Genomic DNA, 17,807 nt, shown 5'->3' with positions numbered 1-17,807 from the left:
GACTTTCTCAACCATTGCTGTCCTTTCGATACAGGCCAGCGTTATCGCAGAAAGGCGTCGCGCAAAGGTTCAGTCCAACGCTCAAATTTTACCGGAGGGGCTCGCGCAGGCATCGACCTGGCCGCAGCAATTTTTTTAACCTCAAGGGAATGCGAATCCGATTGCGGAAAGAGCGCCAGGCGGTTCCCTACAGCCACTTCTTCCACTTGAAATACATGTAGGGCCCGATCGCGGCGAGCAGCATCGCCAGTATCGCGAGCGGATAACCGTGATGCCATTCGAGCTCCGGCATATCCTTGAAATTCATGCCGTAGATCGAGGCGATCAGGGTCGGCGGCATCAGGACCACCGCCATCACCGAAAACAGCTTGATGATGTTGTTTTGCTCCAGGTTAACGACGCCGAGCATGGCGTCGAGCATGAAAATGATCTTGTTGGAGAGATAGGAGGCGTGGTCGGTCAGCGAGATCACGTCGCGCTGCATGGTCTTGAGCTGCTCGCGCATGTCCTTGGACCATTTGACGCCATCGACCGCGGCCGCAACGAAGGTCACCAACCGCCCGATCGAGACCAGGCTTTCGCGCACTTTCGAGGTCAGGTCGCCCTTGCGGCCAATCGCGATCAAAATTTCGGAGTAGCGTCTGGCGTGGCCGGTGCGCGCGGCACCCTTGGGCTCGAAAATCTCGTGGCTGATCGCATCCATGTCGCCGGCGGCGCGCTCCAGAATGTCGGCGTTGCGGTCGATGACCGCATCCAGCAATTCCATCAGCACCATTTCCCCGGTAATGCCGGCCGAGCAGAAACGCGCCAGCTTGTTCTCCACCAGCACAAACGGCCGCGGGTCGTCATAGCGCACGGTCACCAGGCGATGGTTGGCCAGGATGAAGGTGACCGCCGTGGTGCGCGGGTTTTCCGTATCGGCCCCACACATCAGCGTCGCCGTCATGTAGCGCGCGCTGTTCTCGATATAGAGGCGGCTCGAAATCTCGATCTCCTGCATGTCTTCCCGGGTCGGTACGGCGATGCCGGCGAGCCGCTCCACCGCCTTGTCCTCGGCCGCCGTGGGCTTGACGAGGTCGATCCACACCGCGCTGTCCGGCAGGGCCTCCAGATCGGTAACGGCTGCCTTCTTCAGCGAGGATTCGGATGGGACGAACACCGAGAACATGGGTAACTCCGGGCGGAAACGGCGAATTGATCGAGAGTATTAGCCGGCAGATTTGACATCCGTTACCGTACCGGTCTCGATCTCAAAAGCGACCGTCAAATCCAAAACTCCACTGCAAACCAGCATTTGCAGGAGGTCGTTTGCTGCCAACTTGCGCAGAAACGGGCGGCTGAAGCGGGATGCGAGAGCCAAAATCGAACCCCGCCGGTTCGTTCCCGGCAGAGCCTTCCTGACCGGGCGGACGAGGGGGAAGTACACATTTTTGGCAACCTGGTGGCGACAGGATGGCAGGATTCGCTGGCAAAAGGGCGGCATTTCCGAGGGAATCGTGCCTTCTTCGTGGAACTTGCGGCAAAAAAGACACAACCCGACTGCCGCAGTGCAGGGCAAGCATCTAAGCGCTGGAATTGTACCCAAGTTGAGCGATAATGCGGGCCTTGTTAGTGGAATCGTGGCGTTAAGGCACAAATAACCGCCTTCACGCGTGGCTTTCGATTGGAACTACACCATGTCGTCTATGAAGATAACCTTGGGTGTACTGGCTGTCGGCCTGCTGCTGTCTGGTTGCATGGAAACTGCGACTTATGAGGCGACCAACACCGGCAACTTCAAGCAGCGCGACAAGGAGTTGTTGGCGAAGATCCGCTACGAAAACGTGCAGCCGCCGGACAATTTCCGCCGTGCGATCGTATCGTACCATCGCAAGGAAGCCCCCGGCTCGATCGTGGTCGATTCCGACAGCCACTACCTTTATTTCGTGCTGAACGACGGTAAGGCGATCCGCTACGGTATCACGGTCGGCGAGGAAGCCATGACCTGGTCGGGCATCGCCAAAATCGGCAGCATGGCCGAGTGGCCACCCTGGCATCCGACCAAGAGCGAGATCGAGCGTCTGGGCGTTCCGACCTTTGTGGCGCCGGGTCCGGACAATCCGATGGGTTCGCGCGCGCTCTACCTTTATTCGGGCGGCAAGGACACCCTGTTCCGGATTCACGGCACCAACCAGCCGGAATATATCGGCTCCTCAATCTCGTCCGGTTGCATCCGGATGACCAACGAGGACGTCATTGACCTTTACAACCGCGTGAAGATGGGCACGATCGTGGTCGTGCTCGAGCCGCACCATGGCGACACGCCCTGGGGCGCCGGTAGCTCGCAGATCGCAAGCCACACCAACTTCGGCGCGGTGCAGTAGCGGCCGAACGGACCATTTTCGGACCAACAAAGCGCCGGTCTTACCGGCGCTTTTTCTTTGCCGGCTTCTCGTTCGAGGATTCGGCTGGCTGTTTGCGATTGGCATCGCTCTCGTCGGCGTCGGGTTCTGCGCCGTCCGGCTTGGCCGCGACTTCGCGCGGCGGCGCGCCCTCGGGGCGCGGCGCGGGCAGCATCGGTGCGATCTGCGGCAGCGCCTCCCATATATCCCATTGACAGATCCTGTAGCCGTTACGGCGCTCCATCAGATCGAGATGGATATGGTCCTCGTGATAGCCGTCCGAACCCGGCCCAAGCACCGTCGTGAAGCGTGCGCATGCCGAACGCAGCACGGCCTCACGCACCTCGCGCGGCACCGTGCGATCGGTAAGTGATATCGCCCGGCCATTGGCAAGCGCGAACGAGCGCACGTCGAGCGCATTGGCACGGCCATGCTCGGACAATCTCGCACCGGCGATGCGGTTGCGGCCGCGGCACTCAAACGAGTCGAAATTGTCGAGCTCGGTAATGCCGCTGCCAAGACCCTTCGCGAGCTTCGTCATATCGGTGCGAATCCAGTCGGCGACCACTGAGGCCATTTCGCATCGCAGGATCGCCGCAGGCTTGACCGCAACTTGATGCTTGTCGGGCAGGACCACCGCTTCCAGCCGCACGAGATCTTCTCCGCCGCAACCGCCGGGACCATGGATATCGGGAATGCTGGGCGCGATCGCGATGGCGTCGCTCAGCGCGGCGCGGCAAGCCGAGACTTCACGCGCCGGTGGCGCTGCCGCAGGCGGTTTTGCGCCGGAGGACGTCTCCTGCCCGTCCGCGGGCCCCTCCGGTTTAGCAGGCGGAGCTTCGGCGGGCCGGGGTCTTGGCAGCGGTACCGCCGCCGGCCTGCCTCGCGACACGGCCGCGCCCGCTCCGGCATGCCAAAAGGACGCAAGCATCACCGCCGCCGCGGTAACCATGGCCCATTGGCGGCGGAAACCCCCGCGACAAGGCCATTTGCGGCGCGCACCGGTCGCGCTACAGTTCATGGCAATTCCGCAAAACAAAGCCGCGGGAAGCAATCGAACCTTGAGGAGGGACGTCCGTATGCTTGGGTTGATGCAAGACTGGCCTTTGCTCTGTCACCGGATTCTCGAACATGCCGCACAATTTCACGGGACACAGGAGGTCGTCACACGGTCGGTCGAAGGTCCCATCTACCGCACCAATTATGGCGAAATCCACAAGCGCGCGCTGAAGATCTCGCAACGGCTGGAACGCGACGGCATCAAGCTCGGCGATCGTGTCGCCACCATTGCGTGGAACACCTGGCGCCATCTCGAGGCCTGGTACGGCATCATGGGTATTGGCGCGATCTGCCATACTGTCAATCCGCGACTGTTTCCCGACCAGATCGCCTGGATCATCAACCACGCCCAGGATCGCGTGGTGATGACCGACATCACCTTCGTGCCGATTCTGGAAAAAATCGCCGACAAGCTTCCAAGCGTCGAACGCTACGTCGTGTTCACCGACAAGGCACATATGCCGCAGACCCCGCTGAAGAACGCGATCGCCTATGAGGACTGGATCGCAGAGGTCGACGGCGATTTCAAATGGAAGACGTTCGACGAAAATACCGCAGCCGCGATGTGCTACACTTCCGGCACGACGGGCGATCCGAAGGGCGTGTTGTATTCGCATCGATCCAACGTGCTGCACGCGCTGATGGCCAATTCCATCGATTCACTGGGCGCAAGCGCCAGCGATACGATGCTGCCGGTGGTTCCGCTGTTCCACGCCAATAGCTGGGGCATCGCCTTCTCCGCCCCCTCGATGGGCACCAAGCTGGTGCTTCCGGGCGCCAAACTCGACGGCGCATCGGTATTCGAACTGCTGGACACCGAAAAGGTGACCCACACCGCCGGCGTTCCCACCGTCTGGCTGATGCTGCTCAACCACATGGCCGCCAACAACCTGAAACTGCCGCATTTGCGAATGGTCGTGTGCGGCGGTTCGGCGATGCCGCGCTCGATGATCAAGTCTTTCGTCGACATGGGAGTTACGACCCGGCATGCCTGGGGCATGACCGAGATGAGCCCGATCGGCACGCTGGCGGCGCTGAAACCTCCTTTTGCCGAACTCAAGGGCGATGAGAAGCTCGACATTCTCCAGACGCAAGGCTACCCGCCGTTTGGCGTGCAGATGAAGATCACCGACGATTCCGGCAACGACCTGCCGTGGGACGGCAAGACTTTCGGACGGCTGAAGGTGAAAGGACCGGCGGTGTCGAAGGCCTATTTCCGCGTCGACGCCGACATCCTCGACGATGACGGCTATTTCGACACCGGCGATGTCGCCACCATCGACAAGCATGGCTACATGCGGATCACCGACCGCTCCAAGGATGTCATCAAATCCGGCGGCGAATGGATTTCATCGATCGATCTGGAGAACCTGGCGGTCGGTCATCCCGCGGTGGCCGAGGCTGCCGTGATCGGCATCCGTCATCCCAAATGGGACGAGCGTCCGCTGCTGATCATTCAGCTCAAGCAGGGCCAGAACGCGACACGTGAGGAACTCCTCAAATTCATGGATGGCAAGATTGCCAAATGGTGGATGCCCGACGACATCGTGTTCGTCGATGGCATCCCGCACACGGCGACGGGAAAGATCCTGAAAACCGCGCTTCGCGACCAGTTCAAGAGCTACAGGTTCCCGAACGCGGCCGCGTGAGCACCGCCGCGGGCGTCATCGCGCGGCGCGACCTCCATGGCGCTGGCCATCCGATAAAAGACTGGAATGCCCGGGACAAAGCCCGGGCATGACGGTTCCTGAGCAATGCGGCCGAATCCCTACCTTGAATTTGGGGCGGGTCCGTGGTCTCAAAGGGACACTAGTGTCCCGATTCCGAAGTTCGCATGATTTTCGCGGCGACCTCGTTTGCGAACTTAGAAATCGAAAGGACACCAGCAAGTCATTGTTTCTAGTGTGGCTTTGGTTCAGAAGTCCGCATGGACGAACTCGCAGCAGCAATGATGCGGACTTCTGAACCGCCACACTGGCAAATATCGGATTCTGGTGTGGTTTTGGATTTGATATTCGCTCTTTGAGGACTCGCGGCGGCACTGAAGCGAATGTCAAATCCACCACACTGGTTCGATGGTCAGGTCCATTTGGGCCGGCAAGATCCAACCCGGCAGAATTGAAGCGATGGCGCGCAGGTTTTCTGCTCCCTACCAATCGGAGCCCGTGTCTGGCCTCGCGTCCTGGTCGCGTAATCTGGCCATATTTTCGGTCGTGGCGGTGCTGGTCTCCGTCATCATCGTCCGGTTCGGCATTCTCGAGCTCAAGCCGGCGCTGGCGACCTTCTTCGGCGCGCTGGCCTTTGCCGGTCTGTCGATGCTCGTCGGCCTCGCCGGCGCGATCGCGATCTGGCGCGACGGCTCGCGCGGCATCAGCCGAATCCTGCTGGCATTTTTGATCAACGCGGCGCTCCTCGCCTATCCCGCCTATCTCGCCGTGCAATACCGCAGACTGCCTCCGATCCACGACATCACCACCGATCCGATCGATCCGCCTCGCTTCGACGCGCTGGCGCGGCTGCGCACCGGCGACGGCACCAACCCTGCCGTCTACGCCGGGCTATATTCGGCCGAACAGCAACGGATCGCCTATCCGGATATCGAAACGGTGGAACTCGAGCTGCCCGTGCAACGGGCCTATGAGATCACGCTGCAACTGGTCAACAAGCGCAAATGGCTGGTCATCGACGAGCGTCCGCCGCAGCTGCCGCGCCGGATCGGGCGCATCGAGGCGGTGGCACGCACGCCGATCATGGGGTTCCGCGAGGACGTGTCGATCCGCGTGACGCCGGATCGCGAGGATTCCCGCGTCGATATCCGTTCTGCATCGCGCTATTTCGAGAGCGATCTTGGCAGCAATGCCGCTCGCGTGCTCAAGCTGATCGATGATATCAATACCGCCGCCGAAAGCGCCGCCAACAAGCCGGCGGTCAAGAAGCCGCCCCTGCCGACACCCAAGACTCCGCCGAAGGTTGTGAAGAAGTGACGTGGCGCGCCCTTGCGCAGAAGCGTTGACACCACGCGGAATGACGTGATGCGCGTTCTGCTCAGCGAAGGCTCGGGATTGACATCGCGCCAGGTCGCAACGCGGCTTGGCGCGCTCGGCCATCATGTGGAAATCCTGTCCTCGACGCCATTCTGCCTCACCCGTTTCACCCGGCATGTTCGCGCGCTTCACGAGGTGCCGCGCTTTTCCGATGATCCGGTGGAGTGGTTTTACGCCGCCAATCGCATCGCAAAGGCACGCGCGATCGACGTGTTGCTGCCGACGCAGGAGCAGGTCGCAGTACTTTCGGCACTGCGCGCACGGCTCGAGGTCGCAACCGTGGTGCCGGATTTTGCCGCACTGCGCCGCGTCCAGGACAAGATCGAGGCGTGGCGCACCTTACAGGCCGTCGGGGTTCCGCAGCCAGCCTCCGTCGTCGTGCGCGGTATCGATGATCTGGCAACGGTGACGCAGTTTCCGGTGTTCGTTAAGCGGCCTATCTCGACCGCTAGCGCCGGCGTGCGTCGCGCCGCCACGGCTGACGAACTGATCGCGGCCGCAGCAGCGCTCGGGCTCGGCAAAGACGAGCTGTTGGTGCAGGTGCAGGTCTCGGGCGCCCTCGCGATGGTCCAGGCGCTCGCCGACCGCGGGCGCCTCATTGCCCATCACGCCAATCTGCGCATCGTCAAGGGCATCGGCGGCGGCGCTGCGGTGAAGGAGAGCGTTCGGCTGCCTGAGTTGGCCGCTCATCTGGAGCGCCTCGTGCAAGCGCTTGGCTGGCACGGGCCGATCTCATTGGACGTCATCGTCACGGACAAGGGACCACTCGTTATCGACGTCAATCCGAGGCTGGTCGAGCCGGTCAATGCACTATTTTCCGGTGTCGACCTTGTGGGCGCGATGCTGGAGCTGGCGAAAGACGGTCACCCGCCGGCGCAACCTGCCGGGAAGGCCGGGGTGCGCTCGCACCAGCTCCTGCTCTGTGTGTTGGGCGCTGCCGAACGCGGATCACGCCGCTCCGTGCTCCTTGAGCTTATGGCCGCGCTGGAAGGCCGTAACGACTATAAGGACGCCGCGGAAGAATTGACGCCGGTCGGCGGCGACCCGGTTGCTGCGATACCAGTCGTCGTCGCCACGCTCGCGACATTGATCGAACCGTCACTGTGGCGCCGGTTTTACACAGGCGCCACCGGCCCATATGCGCTGACGGCCGAGGCATGGCGCAAGATCATCGCGGCGAGCGAGCAATAACGCACCCAAGCGTGCAAGGCCGCGGCTAAGGCGCCAGCCTGTAGGTCCCGTCGATCACCGGATCGCCGTCGGTCGTTACGATCCCGCGCCCGACAAGGTCCTCAAGATGCGCCAGCACCGAATAACCTGCAGCCGTGGTGAGCCGCGGGTCGATGCCGATATAGACGGCCCGCACGATGGCCGGAATGTCCGCCTCCCCTTTCGAAAGGCGATGACGGATCGAAGCCTCGCGCGCCTGGCGGTGACGGATCAGAAAACGCACATAACGCGGCCCATCCGGGATTTCCGGTCCGTGACCGGAGAAATATAGATCCTCGCTGCGCGTCGTGAGCCGCTCCAGCGAGGCCATGTAGTCGACCATCGAGCCGTCCGGGGGCGCGACGATCGAGGTCGACCAGCCCATTACATGGTCGCCGACGAAGGTCATCTTCCGCTCGGTCCATGCGAACGCCAGGTGGTTGGCGGTGTGGCCGGGGGTCGCTACCGTCTCGAGTTTCCAGCCCTCGCCCTCGATCACCTCGCCGTCCCTCACCTCGACGTCCGGCCTGAAGTCGCGGTCCGCGCCGGATTCCGGATTGTGCTTCTCGCTTTCGAAGCGTGGCCGCGAGGCGCGATGCCGACCCTCGGCATATACCGTCGCGCCGGTTGCGGCCTTGATCGGCGCGACATTCATGGAATGGTCGCGGTGGGTATGGGTGACCAGGATATGCGTCACGGTTTCACCGCGTACCGCATCGAGCAGCGCAGCTGCATGGGCTTGATCCGCCGGACCAGGATCGATGATCGCGACCTTGCCCCTGCCCACGATGTAGCTCACCGTGCCGGTGAAGGTGAACGGGCTGGGATTGTTGCACAGGATGCGCCGCACGCCGGGCCTTGCTTCCTCGACGACAGCAGGCGGAAGCGGGAAGTTGCGGTTGAAGGGGACGTCGTCGTTATCGGCCATGCTTTTCTTTACCGTCATTCCGGGATGGCCCGGAAGGGCCAGACCCGGAATCTCGATGAGATGGAGTGATAAAGCCCGGGATTCCGGGTTCGCGCCCCGGAATGACGGTGTGAGGCGTTACGAAAACGCCTGAATGCCGGTGATGGCGCGGCCCAGGATCAGCGCATGGACGTCGTGGGTGCCCTCGTAGGTATTCACGGTTTCCAAATTCGCGGTATGCCGCATCACGTGATACTCGATCTGGATGCCGTTGCCGCCGTGCATGTCGCGCGCCACGCGGGCGATATCGAGTGCCTTGCCGCAATTGTTGCGCTTGACGATGGAAATCATCTCCGGCGCCATCTTGCCCTCGTCCATCAATCGACCCACCCGCAAGGAGGCCTGCAAGCCCAGTGCAATGTCGGTCTGCATGTCAGCGAGCTTCTTTTGCACCAATTGCGTCGCCGCCAGCGGACGATTGAATTGCTTGCGGTCGAGCGTGTATTGGCGCGCGCGATGCATGCAGTCTTCGGCAGCGCCCATCGCGCCCCAGGAAATGCCGTAGCGGGCGCGGTTGAGGCAGCCGAACGGCCCCTTCAGGCCCGAAACATTGGGCAACAGCGCGCTCTCCGGCACCTCGACGCCGTCCATCACGACTTCGCCGGTGACGGAAGCGCGCAAGGAAAGCTTGCCGGTGATCTTCGGCGCCGAAAGCCCCTTCATGCCCTTTTCGAGAATGAAGCCGCGGATGTGGTTGTTGTGTTCGGCCGATTTCGCCCACACCACGAAGACGTCGGCAATCGGCGCATTGGAGATCCACATCTTGGAACCGGTCAGCCGATAGCCGTCCGACGTCTTTTCGGCACGGGTCTTCATGCCGCCGGGGTCGGAGCCGGCATCAGGCTCGGTCAGCCCGAAGCAGCCGACCCATTCGCCGGTCGCAAGCTTCGGCAGGTATTTCTTGCGCTGGTTCTCATCGCCGTAGGCGTAGATCGGGTGCATCACCAGCGATGACTGCACCGAATTCATCGAACGATAGCCGGAATCGACGCGCTCGATCTCGCGCGCCACCAGCCCATACGCGACGTAGCTCGCATTGGCGCAGCCATATTCCTCCGGCAAGGTAATGCCGATCAGGCCGAGCTCGCCCATCTCGTGAAAGATGTCGCGATCGACCTTCTCCTCCAGATAGGCTTTGGTGACGCGCGGCAAGAGCTTGTCCTGCGCGTAGGCGCGCGCCGTGTCGCGGATCATGCGCTCGTCTTCGGTGAGCTGCTCGTCGAGCATGAACGGATCGTCCCACTGGAAGTTCACCGGGGACGGCTTGTCCTTGGCCTGAGGGCGTACGCTCATGGAAAATCCTTTCGCATCGCTGCCGCGTGTCGTGAGTATATCAAACTAATTAAATTCTTGAAGTTCAGCCTTCAAGCTGTTCGCTGGACACGATCTCGATTCCGAAACCTGACAGCCCCTTGTAGTCGTGCACCGACGACGTCAGATTCCGGATCGAGGTGACGCCGAGATCGCGCAGGATCTGCGCGCCGACGCCGACTTCGCGCCATTGCTTGTTGCGGTCTGCCTCCGCAGTCTTCTCCTCCGGCAGCGGCGAGACCGGCACGCCGGCGGCGCCGTCGCGCAAGTACACCAGAACACCGCTTCCGTTCTTCTTGAAATGCGCCAGCACCGACTGCATGTGCCTGGGCCCGGTGAAAATATCCCTGACGATGTTGGGCTTGTGGAAGCGCGTGAGCACGTTCTTGCCGTCGCCGACACCGTTGTAGACAAAGGCCATATGCGCGATCGAATCGAAGGGCGAACGATAGGCATAGCCCTGCATCGGCCCGATCGGGCTCTCGCTGGTGAAAGTGCAGACGCGCTCGATCAGCTTCTCCCGCGCCTGGCGATAGGCGATCAGCTCGGCGATCGTGACGTGTTTCAGCTTGTGGGCCTTGGCGAACCGCGCCACCTGCTCGCCTTTCATGACGGAACCGTCGTCGTTCATCAATTCACTGATGACGCCGACCGGCGGCAGGCCGCTCAGCTTGCAGAGATCGACTGCCGCTTCCGTATGGCCTGAGCGCAACAGCACGCCTCCGTCCCGCGCAATCAGCGGGAATACGTGGCCGGGCCGAGCAAAATCGCTGGCGCCGACATTCGGGTTGGCCAGCGCCCGGCAGCAGGATGCCCGCTCTTCAGCCGAAATTCCGGTTCCACCGTCCGGCTTGTAGTCGATCGAGACGGTGAAGGCCGTCGTGTGGCTGGATTCGTTGTGGGCCACCATGGGATCGAGCCGCAGCCGGCGCGCATCTTCGATGGTGATCGGCGCGCAGACGATCCCCGAGGTATGGCGAATGATGAACGCCATCTTCTCGGCGGTGCATAGCGACGCTGCGACGATCAGATCGCCCTCGCCTTCGCGATCGTCATCATCGGTCACGACGACGAGCTCGCCATGGGCGAAGGCATTCAAAACTTCCTGGATCGGGTCGGCCATTTAGGGGTCTCGTTTTGCGGTTGCGAGCAATATAGCGACTCGCGTGCCCGCGCCAGCTTCATTAACGCAGCCAGAACGGCGCCGGTGGCGTAACGATGCCATGACGGCAAGGGTGGCGATTCAGAACTCCGCATCATTGCTGCGGCGAGTTCGTATGCGGACTTCTGAACCAAAGGCCACACTAGAATCATAGATTTGCCTGTGTCCTTTCGATTCCGAAGTTCGTAAACGAGTATGCCGTGCAATGATACGAACTTCGAAATCGGGACACTAGTATACATATTTGCATAGGGCGAGGATCGATCAAGAGAGGCGGGCGATAGCTGCCACGCTGACCGGGCCGCGACAGAGCGAGGCCGCGTCGTCCCGGGCGGCTCGGATCGCGTACGCAATCCGAAGCAGCAGCACGATCGACACGTTGCCAGGCCGCAAGGATGTCCGGGATCGCATCACGCGCCACCTCACCCCCTTAACCCCGGGGCATGCTTGCCGAAGGTGAGATGGCCTGCATCGATGCGGATCAATCGACACTTGGTGACCCTTGGTGAGCCTTGGCGGCAGTGACCCTTGGCGGCAGTGACCCTTGGCGGCCCTTGGCGACCCTTGGGCCCGACAAAAGCCGGAAAGTCTTTCCGCACTACCTCACCGAGAACGGCGCCTGATAGGGCCGTCCGAACGGCACGCCGTTAACCACCGTCTGCACCGGCTTGAGAAGCACCTTGCCGTCGCGCTTGTTGTTGCGGGTATCGACGAAAGTGACGGGCCCCTCCACCACGTCCATGATCGCGACGTCAGCGGGTGCACCGACCTGAAGCGTACCGATCTTCGGCGCGCGGTTGATGATCCTGGCCGGAGCCGCGGTCGCCATCGACACCACCTGCTCCAGCGAAAAACCCAGCGTCATGAACTTGCTCATCACGTTGGGCAGATAGGGGATGCCGGGCGAATTGCCCGAGAATACGTGAATGTCGGAGGAGATCGTGTCCGGGGTGCAACCGCCGGGAATCGCGACTTCGGCCACTGTGAAATCGAAACTGCCGCCGCCATGACCGACATCGAAGAGTACGCCGCGCTGCTTGGCGGCAAGCGCGGCCGGCAACAGCCTGCCATCCTGCACGATATTGGTGGCGAGCCCTGCGTTGTTGAGAAAACCGGAATAGGAATGGGTCAGGACGTCGCCAGGCCGCAGCAAGTCGAGAATCTCCGACATCAGTTCCTTGGTCTCGACGCCGCCGATATGCACCATCATCTTGGCCGGCCAGCCGCACATCTCGCAGGCCTTGATGCCGCGCTTGAGCGGCTCGAGCCCATGCTTGAAGATCACGTTCTCCGACATCCTCACCTTGACGCCGATCAGAAAATCCGGGTTCTCGGCGAGCGCCATGGCGCAGGCCTCGACCTGCGCGTTGTCGATATTGTAGAGCTCCGCGACCGGGAAAGCCGACAGGCCATTGTTGGCGATGTGGACGAAGGCGTAAATTCGCGCGCGCGATTGCGCCACGATATAGCGCCGGAGCGCGGCCAGATTGTTGACGCCGGCATCCCCTGCGGAAACCACCGTGGTGGTTCCCTGGAATTGCACCAGCTCGTCGGCGGGAATGCCAATGGCAGAGCCGTAGGGGTAAACGTGGCAATGCAGGTCGACCAGGCCCGGCGTCACCAGCTTGCCGGACGCATCGATCGTCTTCGAGGCGCGCGCGGCTGGAATTTCCGCTTCCACCGCCTCGATCACGCCCCAGCGGATGCCGATGTCGCGCTTACCTCGCAGCGACTGGCTGGGATCGAGCACGTCGCCGCCCTTGATGACGAGGTCGAACTTGTCGGCCGGCCCCATCGCGGCGAAAGCGGAATTTGCAAGATGCCCCGACAATGCGGCGGCGGCGGAGCCGGCAAGAAAATGACGGCGTGACAGATCGGACATGCGAGGCGCTCCCCCCAAAGATGTTTTCTTATGCGGCGATGATGCGACGGCTCAAGGTTTTGCGCAAGCTGCCGGCGCGTTTGCAGCAAACGCAACCAGTGGCCACTTTTCGAAGTTCGTACTCCGTCGCAGCACCTCCCTTTACGAACTTCGAAAAGTCGAGGGCATTAGTGGTCCGATTCCAACATTCGCATCCCTTCCCGGCGGCCACTTTTGCGAATGTTAGAATCATGGGACCACTAGTAAATATAAGATTCTAGTGGAGTTTAGGATTTGACATTCGCTTTTCCGGACGCGCGGCCAGATAGGTAGCGAATGTCAAATCCACTCCACTAGCAAAGTTATGATTCCAGTGCCGCTTTTCCATTTGAAGTTCCTGATCGGAATTTGTCGCTTGTGGTGCAGGAACTTCAAATGGGCGGCACTGGCCGAAGGGTGGCGGTTCGGCATAGTCTGTCCGTGACGGGCCGCGCAGAGCCCGAACGGGAGACGTCCATGACTGGCCTTCGAGTTCTCGCGACCTCACTTTACCTGCTGGCTACCGGCGCAGCCTTCGCCGAAGACCCGCTGCCCCGGGCCAGGCCCGAGGAAGTTGGCCTCTCCAGCGAGCGGCTGGCGCGGATCGGCGAAACGCTGAAAGCCGACATTGAAACAGGCCGGATTCCGGGCGCAGTGATCGCGATCGCCCGCCACGGCCGACTGGTCGTGTTCGATGCCTATGGCTGGCGCGACAAGGCCGCCGGCATTCCCATGACCACCGACACCATCTTCAACATCGCCTCGATGACCAAGCCGATGACGACTGTCGGCGCGTTGATGCTTTATGAGCGTGGCAAGATGCTGATCGACGAGCCGCTCGCCAAATATTTCCCGAAATTTTCGACGATGCGCGTCGCCGCGCGCGATGCCGCAGGCGAACCCACCGCAGAAACCGTTCCGGCCAACCGCCCGATCACGATCCAGGACCTGATGCGTCACACCTCGGGCCTGATCTATGGCGGCCGCGGCAATACGCTGGTGCATAAACTGTATCCGGCGGGAAGCAGCGACGCTGCGCGCGAATATGACGGTCCGGCTTTCACCGACAAACTGGCTACTCTGCCGCTTCTGCATCAGCCCGCGACCGTTTGGGACTACGGCTTTGGTCTCGATGTGCTTGGGCTAACCATCGAAACCATCGCGAAACAATCCCTCGGACAATATCTGCAAGCCAACCTCTTCGCGCCGCTGGGAATGACCGACACAGGATTTTCGATTTCCGCCGACAAAGCCGCACGCTATGCCAGACCATTGCCGAACGATCCAGACACCGGAAAGCCACAAGCCCGCACCCCCGAACTGACGCAGCCGCTCAAGTTCGAATGCGGCGGAGGTTGCGCGGCCTCCACGGCGTCGGACTATCTGCGCTTTGCGATGATGCTGTTGAGTGGCGGGCGCAGCGGCGAAGCGCGCCTGCTCGGCCCGCGAACAGTTGCCTACATGCTGTCGGATCAATTGGGCTCCAACATCAAGAATCTTGTCGGCAATGCCGATCCGACCCGCGCCGATTACGGTTTCGGCCTCGGACTCGCGGTGCGCACGACGCCGGGCGTGGTCAGGATGATGGGTTCGCTCGGGCAATTCTCCTGGCCCGGTGCCAGCGGCACGGACTGGTGGGTCGATCCCAGGGAAGAACTTGCCGTGGTTTACATGTCGGCGGCGCCGGGTCCGATCCGCTGGCACTATCGGCAGAAGATCAACGCGCTGGTGTATCAGGCGATCATCGAATAGCGCATCGCCAATTGCGTCCCGCGCTCGAATTTCGACGAGACGATTCCAAAGCTGAACAGCCGTTCAGAATTCTCCTGCGGTTCCCGCGGAACGTTCCTCCTGCCTGCGGATTTAATTCCCCACTCAATGGAGGAGGAGAAAATGAGGAAGCTTGGATACGTTATCGCTGCGCTTGGCGCGATTGCGGTAGCGGCGCCGTCGATTGCGAGCGCCGAAACCGTCGTGATCAAGCATCGCGATCATGGCTGGCACCACGGCTGGCATCGCGATTGGCATCGCGCTTACGGTTATGACCGCGGTCGCGACTTCCGCCATCACGATCGAATGGTCATCACCAGGCATCGCGACGTCTACTGACACGGGAATGGCCCCGATAAGGGGCCATTCTTTTTTAAGTGGCGCGGATCCCTAATCCCAATCGGGCCCCCCTGCCGGATCGACGCAGCGCTTGTTCTTCGGCAAGCCTGCGATCGCCTGCCTGTCCTCGTCGTCGAGGCCGATGTTGAGTGCATCGAGATTGGCGCGCTGGCTCTCGCGCCGAGAAGCTTTCGGGATTGCCGCCACGCCGTCCTGATCGAGCAGCCATTTCAGCGCCACTTGCGCGGCACTCGCGCCGTGCTTGCGGCCGATTGCAACGAGCGTCGGATCGGCAGCTGCCCTGCCCTGCGCAAGCGGGCAATAGGCGACAAGCGGGATCGCTTTCGTGGCGAGATATTTTCGTAAACGAGTCTGATCGAGCATCACATGATATTCAACCTGGTTGCAGGCGATCGGCGCCTTGATCTCCTCGACCGCGGTCCTCAGGAGCGCAACGGGGAAATTGGCAACGCCGATTGCGCGGGTCCGGCCCTGTTCCTTCAATTTGAGAAGGGTTTCCAACACCGCCTGCAGGTTCATGTCGCTCCTCGGCCAGTGCACGAGGTAGAGATCCACATAATCGAGCCTGAGCTTTTTCAGGCTCGCATCGAACGCCTTTCGGATCGCATCCGGCGCCAAATTTTCGTGCCAGACCTTGGTGGTGACATGCAGATCGCTGCGCGCGATCCTGGCTGTCGCAATCGCGGCGCCGATCGCCTCCTCATTGCCATACATCTCGGCGGTGTCGATGTGCCGGTAGCCGAGCGCAAGCGCGCTTTCGACCGCCGCGCGGCAGGCCTCGCCCTGCATGCGGAAGGTGCCGAGCCCAAGGCGCGGCAGGCGGATGCCCTGGGTTTGCAGATATTCCATGGATGACTCCAAGACCAGAAACGGCTGTCAAGACGTTGCGGCACGCCACCAACCGCACGGCGAGCGCCGGCTGAGCACGATGCCCGCCACTCGCCACTTACTAATCTGCGTTTGGGACAGCGTCCAAATCAAAATGAGGTTAGCCCGTCGAGCCGAGCGCGAAAAGCTCAGATCGGCTGCGACGGCAACAACCCCGGCCGCGCGTCCGGTCGCGGTTCGATATCGACCGACCAAAGCGCGCGGTCATCGACATCCTTCAGCGTCACGGTCATCACTTCGGAACGTCCGTCGATGTCGACGCGGCCGAAAAACTGGAGTCCGAAACACGGCGCAAGATTCTCACCCTGATCCGCGCTGCACCCTTTCTGAAACATCGCCACCGGTCCGAACGTGTTGTCGAGTCGGCCCGGCGGCCAGGTTCCGGCGTGAATTGGACCGGAAACGAATTCCCAGAACGGCTCGAAATCGGAGAATACCGCCCGGTTTGGATCGTAGAAATGCGCAGCCGTATAATGCATGTCGGCGGTCAGCCAAACGATATTGCGTATACCGGCGCGCTTGGCGAAGCAGAGCAGATCGGCGATCTCGTGCTCGCGCCGCTCCGGCGGACCGTCACCGAGTCCTATCGCATCCATGCTGATCAATCCGATCGGAAGGTCGGCGGCAATCACCTTCCAGGTCGCGTCGGACGCTGCCAGTTCCCGCTTCAGCCAGGCCAGTTGAGCCTTCCCGAGTATGAAGGCTTCGGTCCCGGCGTCGCGCCTGTTCCAGGTCGAATCGCGATAGCTGCGCATGTCGATCAGAAAAACGTCAAGCAGGGGCCCGTATCCGATCCGGCGATAGATGCGGCCGGCTTGTTCGGGCACCTCGCGGATCGGCATGAACTCGAAAAACGCGCACCTTGCCCGCTCGACCAGTCGCGATTTGCCATCCTCGGTGTAACCGGTCTCGTCCGCTGTACCGATCGGCGACCAGTCGTCGCACACTTCGTGATCGTCCCATTGCGCAAACATCGGCACCCGCGCGTTGAAGGCGCGCAAATTCTCATCGAGCAGATTGTATCTGTAGTTGCCGCGAAACTGCGCGAGCGTATGCGCGATGAACGATTTGTCTTCTGTGACGACGTTGCGCCAGATGCCGCCGTCCGGAAGCTTCAACTCGGAAGGCACCGGGCAGTCGGCATAAATGTGGTCCCCTGAGTGAATGAAGAAATCCGGATCATTCTGCAGCATGGTGCGGTAGGTACGCATGCCGCCGCGGGAGCGATCGATCCCCCACCCCTGGCCTGCGGTATCGCCGGACCAGACAAACGAAATCGAGCTTTTGTCCGCGGGAGGGGTACGAAAATGCCCGGTCTGCGTTTTGCCGGCGAGCCCGCTCCCGAAGAGGTCTTCGAACCGCGCCCGGTAAATGATATCCTGACCCGGCGGAAGTCCGTTGAGCAGCGCCTTCGCAGTGAAGTCACGATAAGGCACTGCCTCCTGCTCGGCGACGCCGAGCAGGGCTTCGAAGCTCTCCATCGTGGCGTATTCGACCCGCAAGCGCGCGGGCCGGTCGGCTCTCGCCCACACGATTGCGGAGCCCCCCGTCACGTCGCCCGATTGCACGCCGCAACTGATTTCCGGGCGATCTGCTGCCCGGCTAAGGTAGGGCCTTGCGAGACTGCAGGTGCCAGCGAGCGCAAGCGTGGATGCGGATTTGACCAGCAATTGACGCCTGGTCAACGATCTGTTCGAGCGGATCGCAATCGCCATTTCGGCAGCCCTCGTCGAATCACGACGAAGGGTGCGCGCGC

The 17,807-nt window shown here is 61.6% G+C and carries 14 protein-coding genes; 6 read left to right on the top strand and 8 right to left on the bottom strand.

Features of this window, described 5'->3' with window-relative positions; genetic code table 11:
- Positions 1-187: 187 nt before the first annotated feature.
- Positions 188-1,168 carry a magnesium transporter CorA family protein gene (locus VNX23_RS16700; protein ID WP_325631773.1) on the bottom strand — a complete coding sequence of 327 codons (981 nt, stop codon included), beginning with the start codon at positions 1,166-1,168 and terminating at the stop codon, positions 188-190.
- Between the two features lie 508 nt (positions 1,169-1,676).
- Here VNX23_RS16700 and VNX23_RS16695 point away from each other — a divergent pair.
- Positions 1,677-2,363 carry a L,D-transpeptidase gene (locus VNX23_RS16695; RefSeq protein ID WP_325631771.1) on the top strand — a complete coding sequence of 229 codons (687 nt, stop codon included), beginning with the start codon at positions 1,677-1,679 and terminating at the stop codon, positions 2,361-2,363.
- A gap of 40 nt (positions 2,364-2,403) precedes the next feature.
- Here the strand turns inward: VNX23_RS16695 and VNX23_RS16690 are convergent, their stop codons facing one another.
- Positions 2,404-3,402, bottom strand: coding sequence for an extensin family protein (locus VNX23_RS16690; protein ID WP_325631770.1), 999 nt, complete (start codon positions 3,400-3,402; stop codon positions 2,404-2,406).
- Positions 3,403-3,460: 58 nt separating this feature from the next.
- Between VNX23_RS16690 and VNX23_RS16685 the strand changes: the two genes are divergently transcribed.
- From VNX23_RS16685 to VNX23_RS16675, 3 genes are all read left to right on the top strand, one after another.
- The gene (locus VNX23_RS16685) at positions 3,461-5,089 is read left to right on the top strand and encodes a fatty-acid--CoA ligase (RefSeq protein WP_325631768.1); all 1,629 of its coding nucleotides are present in this window, start codon (positions 3,461-3,463) and stop codon (positions 5,087-5,089) included.
- A 477-nt stretch (positions 5,090-5,566) separates the two neighbouring features.
- The gene (locus VNX23_RS16680; RefSeq protein ID WP_325631800.1) at positions 5,567-6,424 is read left to right on the top strand and encodes a DUF1499 domain-containing protein; all 858 of its coding nucleotides are present in this window, start codon (positions 5,567-5,569) and stop codon (positions 6,422-6,424) included.
- A 48-nt stretch (positions 6,425-6,472) separates the two neighbouring features.
- Positions 6,473-7,675 (top strand): ATP-grasp domain-containing protein, encoded by a 1,203-nt coding sequence (locus tag VNX23_RS16675; RefSeq protein ID WP_325631766.1) that lies wholly within the window; start codon positions 6,473-6,475, stop codon positions 7,673-7,675.
- A 25-nt stretch (positions 7,676-7,700) separates the two neighbouring features.
- Here the strand turns inward: VNX23_RS16675 and VNX23_RS16670 are convergent, their stop codons facing one another.
- The 4 genes from VNX23_RS16670 to VNX23_RS16655 form a co-directional block, all read right to left on the bottom strand.
- The gene (locus VNX23_RS16670; RefSeq protein WP_325631799.1) at positions 7,701-8,621 is read right to left on the bottom strand and encodes an MBL fold metallo-hydrolase; all 921 of its coding nucleotides are present in this window, start codon (positions 8,619-8,621) and stop codon (positions 7,701-7,703) included.
- Positions 8,622-8,738: 117 nt separating this feature from the next.
- Entirely contained in the window at positions 8,739-9,953 is a 1,215-nt protein-coding gene (locus tag VNX23_RS16665; protein ID WP_325631765.1) for an acyl-CoA dehydrogenase, read from the bottom strand.
- A gap of 64 nt (positions 9,954-10,017) precedes the next feature.
- Positions 10,018-11,094 (bottom strand): 3,4-dihydroxy-2-butanone-4-phosphate synthase, encoded by a 1,077-nt coding sequence (gene ribB / locus VNX23_RS16660; RefSeq protein WP_325631763.1) that lies wholly within the window; start codon positions 11,092-11,094, stop codon positions 10,018-10,020.
- Between the two features lie 637 nt (positions 11,095-11,731).
- Positions 11,732-13,015: an amidohydrolase/deacetylase family metallohydrolase gene (locus tag VNX23_RS16655; protein ID WP_325631762.1), complete on the bottom strand. Its 1,284-nt coding sequence runs from the start codon at positions 13,013-13,015 to the stop codon at positions 11,732-11,734.
- A gap of 495 nt (positions 13,016-13,510) precedes the next feature.
- Between VNX23_RS16655 and VNX23_RS16650 the strand changes: the two genes are divergently transcribed.
- On the top strand, positions 13,511-14,785 hold the full coding sequence (locus tag VNX23_RS16650; RefSeq protein ID WP_325631761.1) for a serine hydrolase domain-containing protein: 1,275 nt from the start codon (positions 13,511-13,513) through the stop codon (positions 14,783-14,785).
- Positions 14,786-14,926: 141 nt separating this feature from the next.
- Positions 14,927-15,142 carry a hypothetical protein gene (locus tag VNX23_RS16645; RefSeq protein ID WP_325631760.1) on the top strand — a complete coding sequence of 72 codons (216 nt, stop codon included), beginning with the start codon at positions 14,927-14,929 and terminating at the stop codon, positions 15,140-15,142.
- A 51-nt stretch (positions 15,143-15,193) separates the two neighbouring features.
- Here VNX23_RS16645 and VNX23_RS16640 read toward each other — a convergent pair whose 3' ends face one another.
- Positions 15,194-16,012 carry an aldo/keto reductase gene (locus VNX23_RS16640; RefSeq protein WP_325631759.1) on the bottom strand — a complete coding sequence of 273 codons (819 nt, stop codon included), beginning with the start codon at positions 16,010-16,012 and terminating at the stop codon, positions 15,194-15,196.
- Between the two features lie 167 nt (positions 16,013-16,179).
- Positions 16,180-17,766 (bottom strand): alkaline phosphatase D family protein, encoded by a 1,587-nt coding sequence (locus VNX23_RS16635; RefSeq protein WP_325631757.1) that lies wholly within the window; start codon positions 17,764-17,766, stop codon positions 16,180-16,182.
- Positions 17,767-17,807: the final 41 nt, after the last annotated feature.

The organism is Bradyrhizobium sp. (assembly GCF_035570375.1).
Taxonomy (GTDB): Bacteria; Pseudomonadota; Alphaproteobacteria; order Rhizobiales; family Xanthobacteraceae; genus Bradyrhizobium.
This window is presented reverse-complemented; position numbering and strand designations above follow the sequence as displayed.